At 62.6% G+C, this 18164-nt stretch carries 18 protein-coding genes and 1 riboswitch; of the genes, 12 read left to right on the top strand and 6 right to left on the bottom strand.

Translation table 11 applies throughout. The annotated features are described in order from the left end of the window. The first annotated feature begins 36 nt into the window (after positions 1–36). From EKO19_RS18745 to EKO19_RS18735, 3 genes are all read left to right on the top strand, one after another. The gene (locus tag EKO19_RS18745) at positions 37–702 is read left to right on the top strand and encodes an O-methyltransferase (RefSeq protein ID WP_129777975.1); all 666 of its coding nucleotides are present in this window, start codon (positions 37–39) and stop codon (positions 700–702) included. 11 nt (positions 703–713) lie between these two features. After that, entirely contained in the window at positions 714–1586 is an 873-nt protein-coding gene (locus tag EKO19_RS18740; protein WP_129777974.1) for an SDR family oxidoreductase, read from the top strand. Positions 1587–1728: 142 nt separating this feature from the next. Then, complete coding sequence (locus EKO19_RS18735) at positions 1729–3402, top strand: dipeptidyl-peptidase 3 family protein (protein ID WP_129777973.1); 1674 nt, start codon at positions 1729–1731, stop codon at positions 3400–3402. Positions 3403–3472: 70 nt separating this feature from the next. Here EKO19_RS18735 and EKO19_RS18730 read toward each other — a convergent pair whose 3' ends face one another. Then, positions 3473–4228, bottom strand: coding sequence for an SDR family oxidoreductase (locus EKO19_RS18730; protein ID WP_129777972.1), 756 nt, complete (start codon positions 4226–4228; stop codon positions 3473–3475). Positions 4229–4488: 260 nt separating this feature from the next. Between EKO19_RS18730 and EKO19_RS18725 the strand changes: the two genes are divergently transcribed. From EKO19_RS18725 to EKO19_RS39535, 3 genes are read left to right on the top strand one after another with little or no spacing between them, the layout of a single operon-like run. Further along, the gene (locus tag EKO19_RS18725) at positions 4489–5433 is read left to right on the top strand and encodes an alpha/beta fold hydrolase (protein WP_129777971.1); all 945 of its coding nucleotides are present in this window, start codon (positions 4489–4491) and stop codon (positions 5431–5433) included. Positions 5434–5447: 14 nt separating this feature from the next. Beyond that, a complete protein-coding gene (locus tag EKO19_RS18720; RefSeq protein ID WP_129777970.1) occupies positions 5448–6032 on the top strand; it encodes a helix-turn-helix domain-containing protein in 585 nt (194 codons plus the stop codon). Beyond that, positions 6029–6151 carry a hypothetical protein gene (locus tag EKO19_RS39535; RefSeq protein ID WP_281281073.1) on the top strand — a complete coding sequence of 41 codons (123 nt, stop codon included), beginning with the start codon at positions 6029–6031 and terminating at the stop codon, positions 6149–6151. Before EKO19_RS18720 ends, EKO19_RS39535 begins: the two co-directional genes overlap by 4 nt. A 42-nt stretch (positions 6152–6193) precedes the next feature. Here EKO19_RS39535 and EKO19_RS18715 read toward each other — a convergent pair whose 3' ends face one another. Then, complete coding sequence (locus EKO19_RS18715; RefSeq protein WP_129777969.1) at positions 6194–6598, bottom strand: cupin domain-containing protein; 405 nt, start codon at positions 6596–6598, stop codon at positions 6194–6196. A gap of 26 nt (positions 6599–6624) precedes the next feature. After that, entirely contained in the window at positions 6625–7050 is a 426-nt protein-coding gene (locus EKO19_RS18710; RefSeq protein ID WP_129777968.1) for a hypothetical protein, read from the bottom strand. 98 nt (positions 7051–7148) lie between these two features. Between EKO19_RS18710 and EKO19_RS18705 the strand changes: the two genes are divergently transcribed. Beyond that, the gene (locus EKO19_RS18705) at positions 7149–7820 is read left to right on the top strand and encodes an HD domain-containing protein (protein WP_129777967.1); all 672 of its coding nucleotides are present in this window, start codon (positions 7149–7151) and stop codon (positions 7818–7820) included. Between the two features lie 15 nt (positions 7821–7835). On the opposite strand, the gene EKO19_RS18700 is transcribed toward EKO19_RS18705, so the two are convergent. Then, on the bottom strand, positions 7836–8708 hold the full coding sequence (locus EKO19_RS18700) for a hypothetical protein (RefSeq protein WP_129777966.1): 873 nt from the start codon (positions 8706–8708) through the stop codon (positions 7836–7838). Positions 8709–8947: 239 nt separating this feature from the next. Beyond that, complete coding sequence (locus tag EKO19_RS18695; RefSeq protein WP_129777965.1) at positions 8948–9892, bottom strand: DUF808 domain-containing protein; 945 nt, start codon at positions 9890–9892, stop codon at positions 8948–8950. A 249-nt stretch (positions 9893–10141) separates the two neighbouring features. On the opposite strand from EKO19_RS18695, the gene EKO19_RS18690 reads away from it, so the two are divergent. The 3 genes from EKO19_RS18690 to EKO19_RS18675 all read left to right on the top strand — a co-directional run bounded on the left by EKO19_RS18690 (position 10142) and on the right by EKO19_RS18675 (position 13485). Continuing rightward, positions 10142–11560, top strand: coding sequence for a pectate lyase family protein (locus tag EKO19_RS18690; protein ID WP_129777964.1), 1419 nt, complete (start codon positions 10142–10144; stop codon positions 11558–11560). A 118-nt stretch (positions 11561–11678) separates the two neighbouring features. Next, on the top strand, positions 11679–12476 hold the full coding sequence (locus EKO19_RS18685; protein ID WP_129777963.1) for an alpha/beta fold hydrolase: 798 nt from the start codon (positions 11679–11681) through the stop codon (positions 12474–12476). A 400-nt stretch (positions 12477–12876) separates the two neighbouring features. After that, the gene (locus EKO19_RS18675; RefSeq protein ID WP_157995327.1) at positions 12877–13485 is read left to right on the top strand and encodes a YfaZ family outer membrane protein; all 609 of its coding nucleotides are present in this window, start codon (positions 12877–12879) and stop codon (positions 13483–13485) included. Here the strand turns inward: EKO19_RS18675 and EKO19_RS18670 are convergent. Next, the gene (locus tag EKO19_RS18670; RefSeq protein ID WP_175597106.1) at positions 13482–14480 is read right to left on the bottom strand and encodes a diguanylate cyclase; all 999 of its coding nucleotides are present in this window, start codon (positions 14478–14480) and stop codon (positions 13482–13484) included. The two genes, EKO19_RS18675 and EKO19_RS18670, sit on opposite strands and share 4 nt — an antisense overlap. A 462-nt stretch (positions 14481–14942) precedes the next feature. Here EKO19_RS18670 and EKO19_RS39900 point away from each other — a divergent pair, with 462 nt between their 5' ends. Both EKO19_RS39900 and EKO19_RS18660 read left to right on the top strand, forming a co-directional pair. Next, a complete protein-coding gene (locus EKO19_RS39900) occupies positions 14943–15128 on the top strand; it encodes a type 2 periplasmic-binding domain-containing protein (RefSeq protein ID WP_217705445.1) in 186 nt (61 codons plus the stop codon). Between the two features lie 377 nt (positions 15129–15505). After that, positions 15506–15725: riboswitch (cobalamin riboswitch) on the top strand. Positions 15726–15970: 245 nt separating this feature from the next. Continuing rightward, positions 15971–18160: a TonB-dependent receptor gene (locus EKO19_RS18660; protein ID WP_157995326.1), complete on the top strand. Its 2190-nt coding sequence runs from the start codon at positions 15971–15973 to the stop codon at positions 18158–18160. Positions 18161–18164: the final 4 nt, after the last annotated feature.

Here is an 18164-nt window from a genome sequence, read left to right as displayed (position 1 = left end):
CGCGATGCAGCGTTCAACTCCCGAAAGGAAATCACCATGACTGCTCTGACTCAGGCGCCCATTGCGCCGCTGCTCGATCGTTTGTTCCTCGAAGCCGACGCCGCCCGGCCGCACACGCATCCTGCGTTCACTGCCATGGCGCCGGAGGAACGTAACCGGCTCATGCGCAGCAAGACTGAATATCTGGATCTCTATTCCCGCCTGAAAGACTTCCCGCTGCCGGTCTCCAAAGAGACCGGTGCGTTGCTCTACATGCTGGCTCGCAGCTCGCAGGCACGGAACATCATCGAGTTTGGAACGTCGTTTGGAATCTCGACGCTGCATCTGGCTGCGGCGCTTCGTGACAACGGCGGCGGCCGCCTCATCACCACCGAGTTCGAGTCATCCAAAGTGGCGCGAGCCCGCCAGAACCTGCAAGCCGGCGGCGTGCTCGATCTGGTCGAGATCCGCGAGGGCGATGCTCTGCAGACGTTACGTGCCGACTTGCCCGATACTGTCGATTTGCTGTTGCTGGATGGCGCCAAGGCACTTTATCCCGATATTCTGAGTCTGGTGGAAGGTCGACTGCGCCCCGGCGCGCTCATCGTCGCCGACAACGCCAACTTCTCGCCGGACTATCTCGAACGCGTGCGCTCGCGCGCCAATGGTTACCTGTCCGTGCCGTTCAGCGATGACGTCGAGCTGTCGATGCGGATCCGATAGGAGATTCAGCAATGTATGTATTCATCACAGGTGCGAGCGGCTGGGTCGGCTCCGCCGTGGTTCGCGATCTGTTGAGCGCGGGCCATCGCGTGGCGGGGCTGGTTCGTTCCGATGACAAAGGGGCCGAGCTCACCGCGCTCGGTGCACAGGCGGTTCGTGGCTCCCTCGACGATCACGACGTCTTGCGCAAAGCTGCGTCGGCCGCGGACGCCGTGGTCCATACTGCGTTCAATCATGATTTCTCCAGGTTTGCCGAGAACGCGGAGCAGGACCGGCGTACGATCGAGGTGCTTGGTAGCGTGCTCGAGGGATCGAAGCGTCCGTTGCTCGTGACTTCCGGGCTGGCCCATCTCGCTCAGGGGCGGCTTGCAACTGAAGCGGATGTGCCCGATCCGGCGTTTCCTAGAAAGTCCGAGGCGGCCGCGAGAGCGGTGGCGGAGCGCGGCGTGCGAGTCGCATCAGTCCGGCTCGCGCCCTCCGTGCATGGCCTCGGCGATCACGGGTTCATTCCAATGCTGATCGGCATCGCGCGGGCCCACGGCGTGTCCGCTTATATCGATGAAGGATCGAATCGCTGGGCCGGCGTGTATCGGCTCGACGCCGCGCGCGTCTATCGGCTGGCGCTGGAGCAGGGCGTGACCGAGTCTGCATACCATGCGGTTGCGGACGAGGGCATCCCGTTCAAACAGATCGCCGAGGTGATCGGGCGGCGACTGGGGCTGCCGGTCGAATCGCGACCGCGAGAGCACTTCGGCGGATTCGCCAACTTCGCAGGCGCGGACATGTGCGCCTCGAGCGAGCGCACTCGGACGCTGCTTGGCTGGACGCCGACCGGTCCGGGCTTGCTCGCGGACATCGATCAGCCGGGCTATTACCCAAGTTGAGAGGCGAATGACAACGTGACAGCACGGGACGATGTAACTGCGTGACGGCGCGATGGCATGGCATCGCGTTGGATTGCACGGGACGTGACGGTGGCATTCACGGACCTTGCGCCGGTGATCGCCGGCGGGCAGAGTGCGCCCCATGCGTAAAATCCTGCTCGCCAGTGCGGCACTTGCTGTATGCAATTTGTGGTCTGTAGCGTCGATGGCTGAAGCGCTTCCCAATCCGGAGCAGCTGGCATCGATGGCCGCGCGGTTCGCGCCGGTCGAGGTGAAAGTCGACGTGGCGAGCCTGCCGGCGCAGGAAAGGGCGGCGCTGGCCAAGCTGGTCGAGGCGTCCCGTTATGTCGATGCCTTGTTCATGCGGCAGCGTTTCGCGGGTAACAACGCGTTGCTGTTGCAGTTGCTGTCGGATCGAAGCGCGCTCGGCCGCGCGCGGGTCGATTATTTCCTGCTCAATAAAGGACCCTGGTCGGAGCTGGATGAGGATCGCGCATTCCTGCCGGGTGTGGCCGCCAAGCCGCCCGGTGGCAATTTCTATCCGGCCGATGCGACCCGCGAACAGGTCGACAGCTGGATGCAAGGTCTGCCGCAGGCGGACAAGACCGAGGCCACCGGATTCTTCACCACCATCCGGCGGGGCGCGGACGGCAAATTTCTCTCCGTGCCGTACTCGCTCGAGTATCAGGGCGAGCTGATGGAAATGGCGCGTCTGCTGCGAGAGGCAGCGGCGCTCACTCAACAGCCGACGTTACAGGCATTTCTGCAGAAACGTGCCGAGGCTTTCGTTTCCAACGACTACTACGCGAGCGACGTGGCCTGGATGGAGCTGGATGCTTCCATCGAGCCGACCATCGGACCTTACGAGGTCTACGAAGACGAGTGGTTCAATTTCAAGGCCGCGTTCGAAGCCTTCATCACGCTGACCGACGCCGCGGAGACGGACAAGCTCAAGCGCTTCAGCTCGCAGCTGCAGGACCTCGAAGACCATCTGCCCATCGACAAGAAATTCCGCAAGCCTAAGCTTGGCGGCTACTCACCGATCCGGGTCGTCAACGTCGTGTTCTCGGCGGGCGACGCCAATCATGGTGTGCAGACCGCCGCGTACAACCTGCCGAATGATGAGCGCGTGGTCGCGGAGAAGGGCTCCAAGCGCGTGTTGCTGAAGAACTTCCAGCAGGCCAAGTTCGACAAGGTCCTGACGCCGATCGCGGATATCGCACTGGTGCCGCAGGATCGATCGCTGCTGTCGTTCGATGCGTTCTTCACTCACATTCTGATGCACGAGCTGATGCACGGCCTCGGACCGCAAACCATCGACGTCGGCGGCCGGCAGACGACGGTTCGCCAGGAACTGAAGGAACTGAATGGTCCGCTGGAAGAGGCGAAGGCCGATGTCTCCGGTCTGTGGGCGCTTCAGCATCTGATGGACAAGGGCTTCCTCGACAAGAAGCGGGAACGAAACATGTATGTCACGTTCCTGGCTTCGACCTTCCGTACGCTGCGCTTTGGCTTGAACGCCGCGCATGCCAAGGGCATGGCGCTCCAGGTGAACAACCTGCTCGACGCGGGGGCCATTCGCATCGACGCGCAAGGCCGGTTCTCGCTCGACGTGCCCAAAACCAAGAAGGCCGTCACGTCGCTGACCGGCCAGATCATGACTCTGCAGGCGCACGGCGACTACGCAGGCGTCAAACGGCTGCTGGACAAGATGTCCGTGATCCGGCCCGAAGTGCAACGCGTGCTCGATCAGCTGGGGCAGGTCCCGGTCGATATCGCACCTCAGTTCGTCACGGCGAGATCGCTGACGCCCTGATCGACTACGGCCGGATCGAGCCATGCGAGGGAGCTTGCAGACGCGAGCTCCCGTTGTCTTCTGGATGGGCTCACTTGGCCGCGTGCGATTCCTTCAGCCAGGTATCGAAGCGCTTCGCTCCGCTGCGCGCGCCCGGTCCCGGGACCAGCGATTGATCGTCGAGCTCGGCGCCGAAGTAGGGCGTGTGGGCATCCCTGATCACCTGGCGCGCATCGCCCCTGGCGGTCAGCACGCGCTGGACCAGCTCGCCGATACGGAATCGCTCCGGCCCGCCGACTTCGACGATGCCGTTGACCGGCGCGCCGAGGGCGAGCTCGGCCAGCGTCGCAACGACGTCATCGGAGACGATGGGCTGAAACATCGCGTCCGACACGCGCACGCTCTTGCCGTCCGAGCTTTCCTGCGCGATGCGACCGATGAACTCGAAGAATTGCGTGGAGCGCAGGATGGTGTAGGGCACCGGCGAGCTCTTGATCAGCTTTTCCTGGGCGACCTTGGCGCGCAGGTAGCCACTGTCCGGCAACCGGTCGGTGCCGACGATCGACAATGCGAGATGATGCTTCACACCGGCGCGCTCTTCCGCCGCGAGCAGGTTCTTTCCAGCCGTCTCGAAAAACTTCAGCACGGCGGCGTCTTCGAAGGACGGTGAGTTCGCCACGTCGACGACCACTTGCGCCCCGGCCAGCGCGGCGGGCAAGCCTTCACCCGTGATCGTGTTGACGCCCGAATCGGGCGAAGCCGCGAGCACTTCGTGGCCCTTGGCGCGCAGCGTGCTCACCAGCTTGGAACCAATCAGGCCGGTGCCGCCGATGACGACGATTTTCATATGTTGCTCCTGTCGTTGCCGTGCAAAGGAAATGCCCACCCTCGACGAGCTGACGACCCGTCTTCTTCGTTGCGAGGGTGGGCAGTGATCGAACGACATGGTCCGCAACGGACGCGGAGGCTTCTTGATGGGGTCTGCGGAGACTTGGACGCGACCGGCGCCGCGCCGCTTAGCGGCGTTTAACACAACTGAACTCGTGCCTGCGCCGCCGCGGTGGGACAGTTCGACTCCGAGATCGAACACACCCACGGAGAAGCCCGATGACCGCAAGTCGACGTGAAGTCCTCATTGCCAGCGTCATGGCCACCGCGACCGCCGGATTGTCCGCCGCCGCCGTGGCCTCGACTCAACACCCTACCGCCCCGAGCACAGGAGCCCGAAAAGTGAACCTCATTACCAGCAAAGACGGCACGCAGATCTATTACAAGGACTGGGGCCGCGGCCCTGTCGTCACCTTCTCACACGGCTGGCCGCTGAACGCCGACGCGTGGGATGGTCAGATGCAGTTCCTCGTACAGCAGGGATTCCGCGTCATCGCTCATGACCGTCGCGGTCACGGCCGCTCGGAGCAGGCGTCGTCGAACAACGATATGAACGGTTACGCCGATGACCTGGCGGCCGTCATCGAAACGCTCGATCTGAAGAACATCACCATGGTCGGTCACTCGACCGGCGGTGGCGAGGTGGTGCGCTACATCGGTCGCCATGGCACGAAGCGAGTGTCCAAGGTCGTGCTGATCGCGGCGGTGCCGCCGATCATGCTGAAGACGCCTGCGAATCCCGAAGGTCTGCCGCTGGAAGTGTTCGATGGCCTGCGCAAGGCCGTGTTCAACGATCGCTCGCAGTTCTACAAGGACCTCGCTTTGCAGTTCTACGGCGCCAATCGCCCGGGCGCCAGGGTGTCTCAGGGTACGCTCGATCAATTCTGGCTGTGGAGCATGCAGGCGGGCCTGAAGAACGCTTACGACTGTATCAAGGCGTTCTCAGAGACCGACTTCAGCGAGGACTTGAAGAAGATCGACGTGCCGGCGCTGGTCTTGCACGGCGAGGATGATCAGATCGTGCCGGTGCACGATTCGGCGAGAAAGTCCGCAAAGCTGATCAAGAATGCCCAGGAAATCTACTACCCGGGCGCCCCTCACGGCGTCACGGCCACGCATCAGGATCAGGTGAACGCGGATCTGCTCGCGTTCCTGCGCGGCTGAAACGGAGCGCGATCATGGACACGTTTACACCCCAGCTCACATTTGCAACCCATATGCCGCCCCAGGACGTCGTGGGCAAGCAGGGCGTCTGCGTGCGGCAGTTTCGTTCGGTCATGACGGAGCTGTGCACGGCTCTGCGGAGCGCGCTCGACGACGAGCGCGTCTGCGCCGAAGACAGCCTGCGACGGGCCGCAGAACTCCTGCAGGAGATCGGCGGCACGGAGACCGCAGCGAAAGAGCCTGCGCGCGGCGGTCTGTCGCCGTGGCAGGTACGCAAGGTGGCGAGCTACGTGGAGGCGAATCTGGATCGTTCGATCAAGAACGAAGATCTCGCCGGCCTGGTGCGCCTGAACGCCTCGCACTTCGGTCGCGCCTTTCGTAACAGCTTCGGCGAGCCGCCTCACGAGTATGTGATCCGGCGGCGAGTCGAGCGTGCGCAAGGACTCATGCTCTCGACCGAAGCTTCGCTCAGCGAGATCGCGCTGGATTGCGGTCTCGCCGATCAATCCCACCTGACGCGGTTGTTTCGCAGGATCGTGGGCGAGAGCCCACGCGCCTGGCGTCGCGCCCGCCTCAGCGCGCCGGAAGAAGTGCAATGACGAACGTGAAGGATCTGGTCGTCGTTGTGACGGGCGGCGGCGGCCTCGGCGTCGCCGCCGCCCGCGCGTTCGCGGCCGGTCAGGTGCTCAACATCGACGGCGGATTTACGTTGGTGTGAGAAAGATTCGCCGGCGACCGCTGTGGTCGCCGGCGATGACGACTACTCAGTGGCAATCGTGAGCACGGGCGCGTTCTGTCTCTTCACCAGAAACACGACGAACCGGGCCGGCTTGGTGTTGCTGGCATTGCGGCCGACCGTGTGCAGATCGTTCGGCCCTTCGTAGAACGTGTCGCCAGGATTCAAGGTGACTTCCTTGCCGCCTTTGACGCCCATGATGATGGAGCCTTCCACCACGTAGACCATCGCATGCGCATCGTGCCGATGCACGGGATCGACGGCTCCGGGCGGGTACACGACGTTGATCATCAACAATTCCTTGCCAGGAGCGTCGGGCATGGGCCGGGTCATGAGATCGGTGACGATCGCATCTTCGCCCGCGAAGGCACTGGAGGCGAGCGAGCAGGCGAGGGCGATGACGGGGACGATTTTCTTTGCAACAGACATGGCAGAGTCCTCGGTTGGGGAACAGATCATGCGCGGATCCAGGGATCGCGCCAGCTCAGCTCGGCAATGGTCGCGGTGGCGGCTGCGCCGGGCGGCCGTTCCATGTCGCTCGGGCCGAGCAGCCTCAATTGCACTTCGCGACGGGTGAGATCGGCCAACTCGCTGGCCCACTCGTGTCCTTTCGCGAACCAGACGGGCAGGGCGTCGTCGCCGTCGGAGGTGGGTTCGAGGGTGATGAACACGACCATGAGCGAGTCGCGCTCCTCGACGGCCCACAAGTGACGAATCGAGGTATTCGCGGCGTACCATCGAGTGAGGCAGTTCGGTACGTAAGCAATTTCCTGGTCGAGATCCATGGTGACTTCCTGCACGCGCGGGTGCGTGCGCTTGGGGGAGTGTTCAATGAAGGGATGACGCGTCGCTTGATGAATCTGCTCTTCAGTTGAATGCAATGGCGGTGTCCGCTCTGTTCCAAGCGGGGCACGCTTCTTCAAGCATTACTGCCGATGAGCGAGCAGGATCATTCCATCGGCACAGCCGGGAGATCGAGATGGACATACTGGATCGCACCTTATATCCGAGGGTGGCGACTCGTTTGCTCGCGGGCGTGGTCGTGCCCGATACACCTATCGTCAGTCGCGCCATCGAGTTTGCGCGTGAGCACTGTGAGCCGTATCTCTTCAATCACTCGATGCGATCGTGGCTGTTCTCCGCGGCCGTCGCTCAGCTGAGGAATGCGCCCCACGATGCAGAGGTTCTTGCCGTTACCACGTTGTTGCACGACATTGGATTAGTGGCGGAATTCAGCGGCCCGCTGCGATTCGAAGTGGAGGGCGCCAATGCGGCGCGTGAGTTTGCACGGACGCTGGGAATGCAGGAGCGGCAGGCGCAATTGATTTGGGACGGCGTGGCGCTCAATTCGACGCCCTCGATTGCTCTTTATAAGGAATCAGAGGTGGCGTTGTGCACGGCGGGCATCGGGTTGGATTGGGGCGGCTTTGGATATGAGATGCTCGCGCCCTCGCTGATTGCCGCGGTCGTCGATGCTTATCCTCGGTTGGGGATGAAGCAGTGCTTTACGAGGGCGGTGTGCCGGATTGTTGAGACGCGGGCGGAGACGACCTACGACAATTTTTCGCGGGATTTCGGGGAGCGGTTCGTGGCGGGGTACAAGAGACCGTCGGCAGTCGATTTGCTGATGAATTCGCCGTTTGGGGAGTGAGAGGCGCGGGCGGCCTCAGGCAAGCCGCCCACCCAACCACAGCGCCACATTCCGCACATACCGATGTACCGACGTCATCGCTGGCGAATCCGGCAACTCATACACCGGCGTCTCGCTCACAAAATCCGGGCTCCCGCGCCTCGGGTCCCAGTTGTAATCCGCGAAATGATGAAACGTCGATTCCGCGATCGCCGGCCCATCCGTCTCGGTCCGTTCAAAAGCCACCGCGATATTGAATCGCTTGCCAGTGGCCCGGCTCTGCCCCGTAGCGATCACCCGGGCCTGCGGTGCCGACGCCGGCGCGATCACCGCGCCTTCATGAGGGTGGGCTGGAAGAAACATTACCGTCCCGGTTTCCGATGCCGCGTCACGCATCACCGGATGCACCGGCATCATCGCCTCCACCCGCTGAGTCCCACCATTCGCACCCGAGTGAAAGTTCGGCCATTGAATCTGCGGAGTCTCCGTGTCATCCGGCGGCGGAATCGTTGGCCCTGCGTTATGGGTGTGGAAAACGTGCGCGGCGCCGATCGCGCCGAGATCGCAGATCGAGCAGCCCAAATCCATATGATCGCGGGTGATCATGAGTCCGCCACCCCGAGCTCGGAATCGCAGGATGGCTGCCTGATCTTCTGGGTCGAGCCCGTTGCCAACATCGACCGCGAACAGCCACAGTTCATCGAAGTCGGAGCGATCCAGCGCGCAGAGCACGGAGTCCGGCGCGCCCACGGGATCGCGATCTCTCGCCGTGACATTGAACAGCGGCTCGCCTTCGGGTGACGTGAGCGACGCCAGATAGTCGCGCAACATCGAGAACCGGCCGATGTGCCAATCGTTCTCGGTGGGTTCTATCGTCGTTTGCAGCAGGATATTGATGGGCTTGCTCATGGGCTCGATCCTACTCCATTGATCGCAAACGTCGATGCTGGCGCGGCGGGCGCTACGAGTCTTGGACGGGATTGACGCACTCGCGGCGAATTGTGCTACAAGCCGGTCAAATCGAGCAGAGGGATGCCCGACGTGATCTTTGTCTCTCGGGGCGAGGTTCAGAAGGACTGGCAAGGCACACTGCGCGAGCTGCCCTGAGCGTGCAACGGCCAGAAGAATCCGTGGATGAGCCGACGGATTCAGTGCTTGCGGCCCGGGATCAGGTGCAGAACCGCGACGATGACGCCGCCAATGATGAACCCGACGACGGCGGAGCCCGCTGCAAACGTCAGCCACGCAGCGACCGCGCCCAGCACGGGTGCCTGATGTGCCTTCTCCGACAGCGTCTCGATGACATGAGGCACGGTGTCGATGTGGAAATGTTCGAGGCCGTGCACGATGATGCCGCCGCCCACCCACAGCATCGCGGCCGTGCCGACGACGCTGAGGGTTTGCATCACATGGGGCATTGCTTTCACGAGCCCGCGTCCGAAACTGCGGGTGAGTGCCGACCCGCGCTTGGCCAGATGCACGCCGACGTCGTCCATCTTCACGATCAAGCCCACGACGCCATACACGCCCGCCGTCAGCGCGAGGCTCACGAGGACGAGGGCGCCGGCCTGGATGGCGAACGGACGGTCGGCGACGGTGGCGAGCGCGATCGCCATGATTTCACCCGACAGGATCAGGTCGGTGCGAATCGCCCCTGCCACCTTCTGCGCTTCGATCTCCGCCGAGCTTTGCGCGAGCTGCTCGACCTGAGGTTGGTCTTCCTCACCGTCGGTGGCATGAGTGAGCGCCTCGATGATTTTCTCGGCCGCCTCGAAACACAGGTAGGCGCCGCCCAGCATCAGAATCGGCGTCACCGCCCACGGTGCGAACGCGCTCAACAACAGTGCACCCGGCAGCAGGAACAGGAATTTGTTTCGCAGCGAGCCGAGCGCGATTTTCCAGACGATGGGCAGCTCGCGTTCGGGCGTGAAGCCCATGGCGTAGCCCGGCGTGACCGCCGCGTCGTCGACGACGACTCCGATCGCTTTCGACCCGGCCTTGCCCGCCGCCGCCGTCACGTCATCCAGGGACGCGGCCGCCAGCTTGGCGATTGCCGCAACGTCATCGAGTAGAGCCGCCAGTCCTGAAGCCATCGGTAATCGCCGCTTCCATTGTTAGATGTTGGTGATATCGGCGCGCGGCGATTGTAGCCGGTCTCCGGCGACTGTCCACATTCACCTACGCAGTCTTACAGGCAGGTGAAGGAACTACATATCGACAGGCCATCTGCACCCTCGTTCAGGGCTTCTCCGATGGGATCGGATCAGGGGGACTTGTAACGTAGCTGCCATGAAAGTCCCTGGCTCGGGGACAGCCCAGACACAGGACGAGGACCCCACTTGATGACCGAACAGTCGCAGAACGTTTCGAACCGTCATCCTGCCGCGGCCCGCGCTGTGCGCTTCTGGCTGCTTGCCGCAGCCACCATCGCTTCTGGTGTTGCTTCGTTCAACGCAGGCGCTGTCTCTGTGATCCCTGGTGCGAAGACCTCCGGTATCAACACGCCGGCCGGTCGCGGGGGCACCGTGGTTCGGGTCACCAACCTCAACGCCGACGGCGCGGGCTCGCTCAAGGCGTGCGTGGACCAGAGTGGCCCGCGCGTGTGCGTGTTCGAAGTGTCCGGCACGATTCCGTTGACGGGCGACCTCCATCTGCGCAATCCAAACATCACGATTGCGGGTCAGACCGCGCCGTCGCCCGGCATCACGCTGCGAGGCGCGGGTGTGCAGATCACGACGTCCAATGTGCTCATTCAGCACATTCGCGTGCGTCCCGGCGACGATGCCGGCGGTGAGCCGGCCATCAATCGCGATGGCCTGAAGATCGAAGGGCCGGCCGGTACGACCATCAGTAACATCGTGATCGATCATTGCACCTTCACCTGGTCGATCGACGAGGTGGCGAGCGCCTGGCAGAACTGGAACAACATCAGCCTGATCAACAACATCTTCGCCGAGCCGCTGCATCAGTCCATTCATCCGGAAGGCAATCATGGCTTCGGCGTGCTGCTCGGGCCGGTGAATGGCAATGTGACGCTTGCGGGCAATCTGTTGGCGAGCATGCAGTCGCGTCTGCCGATGACTGCGTCCACTCGGACCGCCATCGTCAACAACGTGATCTACAATTGGGGCAACACGGCCACCGATCTGCAGAGTCACGGCGCGGTGACTCAGAATTCCGTCGTGGGTAACGTGTATCTGCGCGGTCCGGATACCGCGGGCAGCCAGCCGCCGATCGGTTTGCGTGCCGACGCGAGCACGTTACGCTCTGGCGCGAAAGTATTCCTTGCCGACAATCTGGCGGCGGAATCGACCGCGAACGACGACTGGTCGGCCGCCGGCACCATCTATGGATCGCTCACGCTCGCGAACTTCAAATCCACGTCGCCGGTGGCCTGGCCGGCCGGTTTGACCACGATGCCGACGTCGAACAACGTGGTGAAGAACTACGTGTTGAAGTTCGCGGGTGCTCGACCGGCGGATCGCGATGCCGTCGATAGCCGCATCATCGAAGGCGTGCGTAACTCCACCAATCGAATCATCAATTGCGTCGCGCCGAATGGCACGGCACGTTGTGAGCGCAATGGCGGCGGGTATCCGACGCTGGCGGAGAATCATCGCGCGCTGACGTTGCCGGCGGATCCGAACACGGTGACCGCGAGCGGTTACACCAATCTCGAGGTGTGGTTGCACGGCCTGGCGGCTGAAGTCGAAGGCCGCTCGCCCCGGACGCCGGCGTCGCCGACGCTCGCCAACCGTTAAAGCTTTTCGTTCTGATATTCGCCGTCTGCGTCCCTGAAGGGATGCAGGCGGCTTTTTTTTTGGACGAGGCCGCGGACTTCGCCTATAAAGCCCGGCGGATTCTGTGCAAGGCCAGGCAATGACCCTCGCGACCACCGATTCGTTCGTGCCCGTACCGGGCGGCAACATTTTCGTTCGTCAGTGGCGCGGCCCGCGTGCCGCTGGCGTGCCGTTGGTCCTGCTGCACGACTCGCTGGGATCGGTCGAGTTGTGGCGGGATTTTCCGGCGCTGCTGGCCGAGGCATCGAACCGGCCGGTGATTGCCTATGATCGGCTCGGTTTCGGCCAATCGACGCAGCGAACGGATCCACCGTCTTGCCAGTTCATCGACGAAGAAGCCGAGCGATTCTTTCCCGCCGTGCGCGATGCTCTGGGATTGGAGCGATTCGCGTTGTTCGGTCACAGTGTGGGCGGGGCGATGGCGATCAGAATGGCGGCGTCTGTGAGGACGCAGTGTGAAGCCGTCATCACCGAGTCCGCTCAATGTTTCGTCGAGGCGCGTACCTTGGAGGGGATTCGGACCGCGCAAGCGTCGTTCGAAGACCCGGCCCAGCGGCAGAAGCTGGCGAAGTGGCATGGCGACCGGACCCAATGGGTTCTCGATGCCTGGATCAAAGTCTGGCTGGCTCCCGAGTTCGCGAACTGGAGCCTCGATCCCTGGTTCCCTCGCGTTGCCTGCCCGGTCCTGGCCATTCACGGCGACCGGGACGAGTACGGCTCGGAGGAATTTCCCCGGCGGATTGCGGGCCGGGTCAGCGGTCCGTCGGCAATGATTCTTTTGCCGGACTGCGGTCACGTGCCTCATCGGGAGCGGCGCGATGAGGTGCTGCGGCTGATGACTTCGTTCCTCGCTCCGGCAACTGCATCTGCTCGGTGATCCGCAGCTTCCGCACGACGAGCTCATCGATCACGACGCGACGAAGTCGAGCGCGGCCGATCGTGAGCCGTCCGATCGCCAGGGCGCCGATGGCCAAAGCACCTATGGCCAATGCGCCCACCAGCATCGGGCCGACGGCGAGGGCGCCGATGGCCTGGGAGCCGGTGGCCTCGGCGCCGATGCTTTGCGAGTAGCGTTTGAGATGGCCCCGCCCAAGGGGCGATCCGGCGCGGTGAAAGTGCTTCAGCCGATCGGCAATCAACTTACGTTTGCGGTATGACATGGAGCGTCCTCTGTACTTATAACTTCCGGATGCAACTGCGCCAGGGGGCAGATTGGGAACCTTTCTATTTCATACTCATTGGCTATGCATTCAGCAGGTCATGAGATGGGGAAGAAGATGCGCAACAACAATCTGGCGATCGTCCTGCTGATGGGCGTGGCCGGCACGGCGGCGGCGCAGACCAGCGAGAAGCCAGGCGATATCCCTTCCACCAACGCTCGTGAGATCGACGTGCAGCTCAGCAATGACACGCTGCAGCTGAAGTATATCGGTAACGGCAACAAAGTCGGCGTCAACAACAGTCGATTCTCCGGCGCATTCTTCCTGAGCGAGGATCGGGACATCGTGTTGAGCGCGGGGCTGGTGTTTCCAGTGGATTTCGACTTCGGGCGGCTCAGCGTGCTGATCGGTCCGCAGGTCTACGCGGCGCTGTTGAACGAGGAGAACAACGACATCATGGCGGTGAGCCTGGGCGCGGAGTTGCGCTTCGTCCTCGACAAGGACCTCGATCTCGCCGTCACGGGCTACGCTTACTATGCACCGGATATCCTGACGTTTGGGTCCGCGGACAACGTCACCGACTTCAGCGCGCAGCTGGAGTTGCCGATCTCCAAGCAAATGAAAGCATTCGCGGGCATGCGCTGGTTCGAGCTCGACCTGACCGAAGGCGGGGGCACCAAGACGTTGCAGGACGAGCTCTTCGTCGGGCTCGGCTATCGTTTCTAGTTCGACAGCTCGAGCAGCGTGCGCGGCTCCGCGCCCGGAATCGACGTAACACGATTGCGTCCGAGCCGCTTGCTCTCATACAAAGCGCGATCGGCTTCGTCGAGCACGTCCAGCGTCGTTTGAGGCTCCGTGCTGACGCGATTCAGCAGGCTGCCGACGCCAACGCTGACGGTGATGTTGAGCAGTCCCGCGGCCGTTGGAATGGCGGAGCGATCGACAGCGGCACGCAAACGCTCGGCGACGAGCGCCGCGTCTTCGCGGCTGGTGTGAGGAAGGATGGTTGCGAACTCCTCGCCACCGATCCGCGCGATCACATCGTACTCACGGGGTAGATTCTCTCGCAGCGTGGTCGCGAGACCGCGCAGGACTTCGTCGCCGACCTGGTGCCCGTATTGGTCGTTCACTTGTTTGAAGTGATCCGCATCGATCAGCAGCACTGAAATCGGCTCGGCGAAGCGGCGCGCGCGTTTGAATTCGGCGTTGAGCCGGCGATCGAAGGTGCGGCGATTGGGGAGACTGGTCAGAGCATCGGACGCAGCCTCCCGCGCCTTGCTTTCCAGCGTGCGTCGCAAGCGCTGTTCGAGCGTGACGATCCTTTCCGCCACTCGCAGGCGTGCGTGCAATTCAGCCGGCGGCGAGCCCTTGTGCAGATAGTCGTCGGCGCCGGCGTCGAGCGCCTCGATGACGCCGTCCTGCTGATCGTGGCCGGTCATGACGATGATGTAGACGTAGCCAGGCCATTTGCCGTGCCGCAATCTTCGACACAGCGACAGGCCGCCCATGCCGGGCATCTGTACATCGGTAATTACGATGGGACAGAACGATCGGCGCATTTCCTCGAGCGCGGCCTCGGCGCTTGCGCAGGAACGTGTCTGAAATCCTTGCTCCAGCGTGTAGATGTTGACGAGTTCCTGAATGGCTTCATCGTCGTCGACGATCATGATCGTCGGGCGCGAGGCGGAGCTGAGCAGCGGCGTGGAGTCGGTCGGCTTCATTCGTGCGGCTTCGTCTTCTCGAGATCGAAGCGCGATTATCATCCGCGGCGGATGTCAAAGCCATGAACTGCAGTGTCTGTATACGCTGACAGGGAGAAACTACAGACCCAGGTCAAGCGGAACCGGATCTCCTCAGGTCTCGCAAGAAAGCGCAATCGACCGCGGCTTGCGGCGAGCGGCCTTCATCGAAGAAGGAGCGCCACGACTCCCAGTCGATATCGCCGTCCTTCACGTCCGGCAGCACTTCACTGAAATCGAATCGAATAATCGCCACTACACTGGCGCGCCACTGAGGCCATGAGTATTGCATCGAAGTTCACGGTCATCGCAGGGGAAAGCCCCGTGAACCAATGTACTCAGACGCAGTCATGCGGTCAGTCGCAGGGCGGTTATGGGACGGTTATTTCGCCCGGGATTTGACTTGCCGGAAGTGTTTCGAGGTCATGTGTCCTGCAGGCTGCTGTGAATGGGCATGGCATCGCGTTGGGCGACGATCTGCTGGCGGCTGATGACTTGAAGGCGGGCAGGCTGATCAAGCCATTCGACAAGGCCGCTCCCTGCGGGACGTATTGGTTGCTCGGCGCAGCGTCGCGATCCCGGGCGAGGCGGATGTTTCGGGACTGGTTGGTGGAACAACTGAGCCTGTGACGACCGAATGTTTCCAGCAGGCGTTCGAGGTAGCGACGGCGCTCCGTCAGATCCTGCGACCACAGCTCGATGGCCAGTGCCAGCGCCTCATCGGCCGCCGCTGCCAAGAACCAAAGCCACTCGCGCCGACAAGTTCGTCATGGTTACACCCTCGAGTTCCAGTCGTACCCCGACGCGGCGAGACGCCAACGTCGCCCTTATTGGGTCGACGTGGATCGAGCGCCAAAACGGACAGCCCGCCCGTCAGGGCAACACAATGTTTGAAGACATTAACAGGGCTGTTAACAGCCGGAAGAACAACGATTAACGGCGTGCCTGGACAGTTATGGCAGCAATAAGCCGATGACCCGGTGTTGACGCTCCTCGCAAACCGCAATATCTTGCGCCCCGTCCACGGTGCCTGCTCCACGTAGAGCAGGCTGAAAAGGGAACCTGGTGACCACGCTGTAACGCGTGCATTCCGGGGCTGCCCCGCAGCGGTAATTGGGAACGAACGGCGCACACAGCACTGGGCTTTTGCCTGGGAAGCAGCGCCAAGTAGGTCGGCATTCGCCGAAGCCCATGAGCCCGAAGACCTGCCGAGGATCGCGCGTCGTTGAGGCGCGCACAGGCTGTCGGGCTCTCGTGGGAAGGGGCTGGCGGATGTTCGCGTCGCTGCGTTCGCCGGCGATCGCGCCTTCCGTTGTTCCATTGTTTCCATCGATGACCCGACTTCGCTCGCGGGAGCGAATGCCGTGGCGTGCTCGCGTTTTTTAACGCGGGCAGGCGGCCTCGTAACCGTAAATAACTGGCGGCCGGTGCGCACGATGCGCACGGTTGAGAAAATCAGCAAGCGAGGCAATGTGAGCAGACATGGGGTCGCCCGATGGGCGAGTGGCTTGGGAATGCTGGCCGTGGCGTTGCAGGCGGGCGCGGCGGAGCGCAAGACGGACGAGACCGAAGCGATCATCGTCGAGGGGCGGCGTGAGCGCAGCACGGTGGTGCTCGATGAACCGGTGCTCACCGGCTCGCGGCTCGGCATCGATGCATTCGACTTGCCGGCCAGCGTCTCGGTGATCTCGCACGAGTTGATTCAACTGCGCGGCGCGCGAACCGCGATGGAAGCGATCGAAAGCGCGGTCGGCATGACCGGCGGCACGTCGGTCGGCTCGATTCCCAACTACGCCACGCGCGGTTTCGCGGGCAATGACATCACCGTCATGCGCGATGGCATTCGCCAGAACACGGCCTCGCAATCGTCGCGGCCGCTGGACAGCTTCCTGTTCGAGCGCATCGAGGTGCTCAAAGGTCCCGCGTCGCTGCTGTACGGCGAAGGCGCGGTCGGTGGCGCGATCAACTATGTGTCCAAGCTGCCCGACGACACGACCAAAGCCGAGATCATTGCCAGCGCCGGCTCGTGGAATACCTATCGAACCGGGTTTGGAGTGGGCGGGCCGGCGGGCGTGGACAAGCTCCACTACCGTTTCGATGTTTCCCAGTCGCAATCCGATGGTTATGTCGATGACAGCGGATACGACTACACCGCAGTCGCCGGCGCCTTGCGATATGACGCCACCGACGACACGACGCTCACCCTGCAGAGCACGTTCCTGAAAGACAGCGTCAGCAGTTATTACGGCACGCCGCTGGTCTACGATGCGGTGATCGATCAGAACGGCACGCAGTCGGTACGGCGTGCCAACAGTGCGACCGATCGGCTGGTGAATGCTCGCATCGACGCTCGCACGCGTCGTCTCAGCTACGACAACATCGACAACTGGTCGAAGGCCGACAACTCGTTCACCCGGTTCATCGTCGATTCGAATCTGTCCGATCGCTGGACGCTGCGTAACGAGACTTACGTGGCCACTCAGCACATGGATTGGCGGAACACCGAAAGCACGGTCTGGAATCCGGCAACTCAGCTGGTCGAGCGCAGCAGCTTCTTCCTGATCTATCGCAACGATTTGCAGCTCGGCAATCGCGTCGACCTGCGCTGGAGCGGCGCGCTCGCGGGGCGGCCGAACACATTCCTGATCGGCGCGCTCTACGACGATAACGAACAGATTCGTAACAGCGGCCAGACGTATGCGGCCTCGCCGACGCCGGCCAACGTGCCGCTGGTGGGCTTCGATCGAGGCTACGGCCCCGATGTGAGATACCAGCGCACCGTGAAGGTGACGACGCAGAACGCGGCGGTCTACGTGGAGAACATCTACGAGCCAGTCAACCACTTGAAGGTGGTGGGCGGCTTGCGGTACGAGCAGATCGATGTGGAACGCGTCTCCTACGTCGGCGCCGATCCCTACACGAGATCGTACGATCCGATCACAGGCCGGCTCGGTGTGATCTTCGAGGCGAGCGACGCGTTGAATCTGTACGCGAGCTACAGTCGTGCCGCTCAGCCGGTATCGCAGCTGGTGAGCCTCACGGTGAGTCAGGACGACTTCAGCCTGCAGAAGGGCGTTCAGTACGAGGTCGGCGCCAAGGCGTCCATTCAGGGCACGGACCTGACGCTCGCGCTGTTCGATATCGAGAAACAGGACGTGTTGACGACCAACATCGTCGATGGCGCGCGTATCAATTCTCAGATCGGCCAGCAGGTATCGCAGGGCGCCGAGTTTGCCGTGGCGTTCACGTTGCCCGGAGAGTTCCGCGTCGATACACACGCGGCCTGGACTTGGAAGGCCGAGTATGAGGATTTCTTCGAGAACCTCGGCTCAGGTGTGATCTCTCGCGGGGGCAACACCCCGCCGAACGTCCCGAAGTTCGTTGCCGGGCTGTTCATCGTGAAGCCGCTGGGCGATTGGGAGCTCAGCGCGGGCGCGCGCCATGTCGGCGAACGGCAGGCGAACAACAACAACGGTATCCAGCTCGATGCCTACACGACTTTCGATGCCAGCGTGGCTTACCGTTGGAACGATGCTCAAATCGTTCTGCGCGGGCGCAATCTGAGCGACGAAGAGTACGCCGAGTGGGCGTCGGGCAGTGGTTTGATGGTGAGGCTGGCCGATCCGCGCAGCTTCGAGCTCGGGCTGAAGTACTCGTTCTGACGCC

This window comes from Peristeroidobacter soli, from assembly GCF_004138485.1.
GTDB lineage: Bacteria > Pseudomonadota > Gammaproteobacteria > Steroidobacterales > Steroidobacteraceae > Steroidobacter > Steroidobacter soli.
This window is presented reverse-complemented; position numbering and strand designations above follow the sequence as displayed.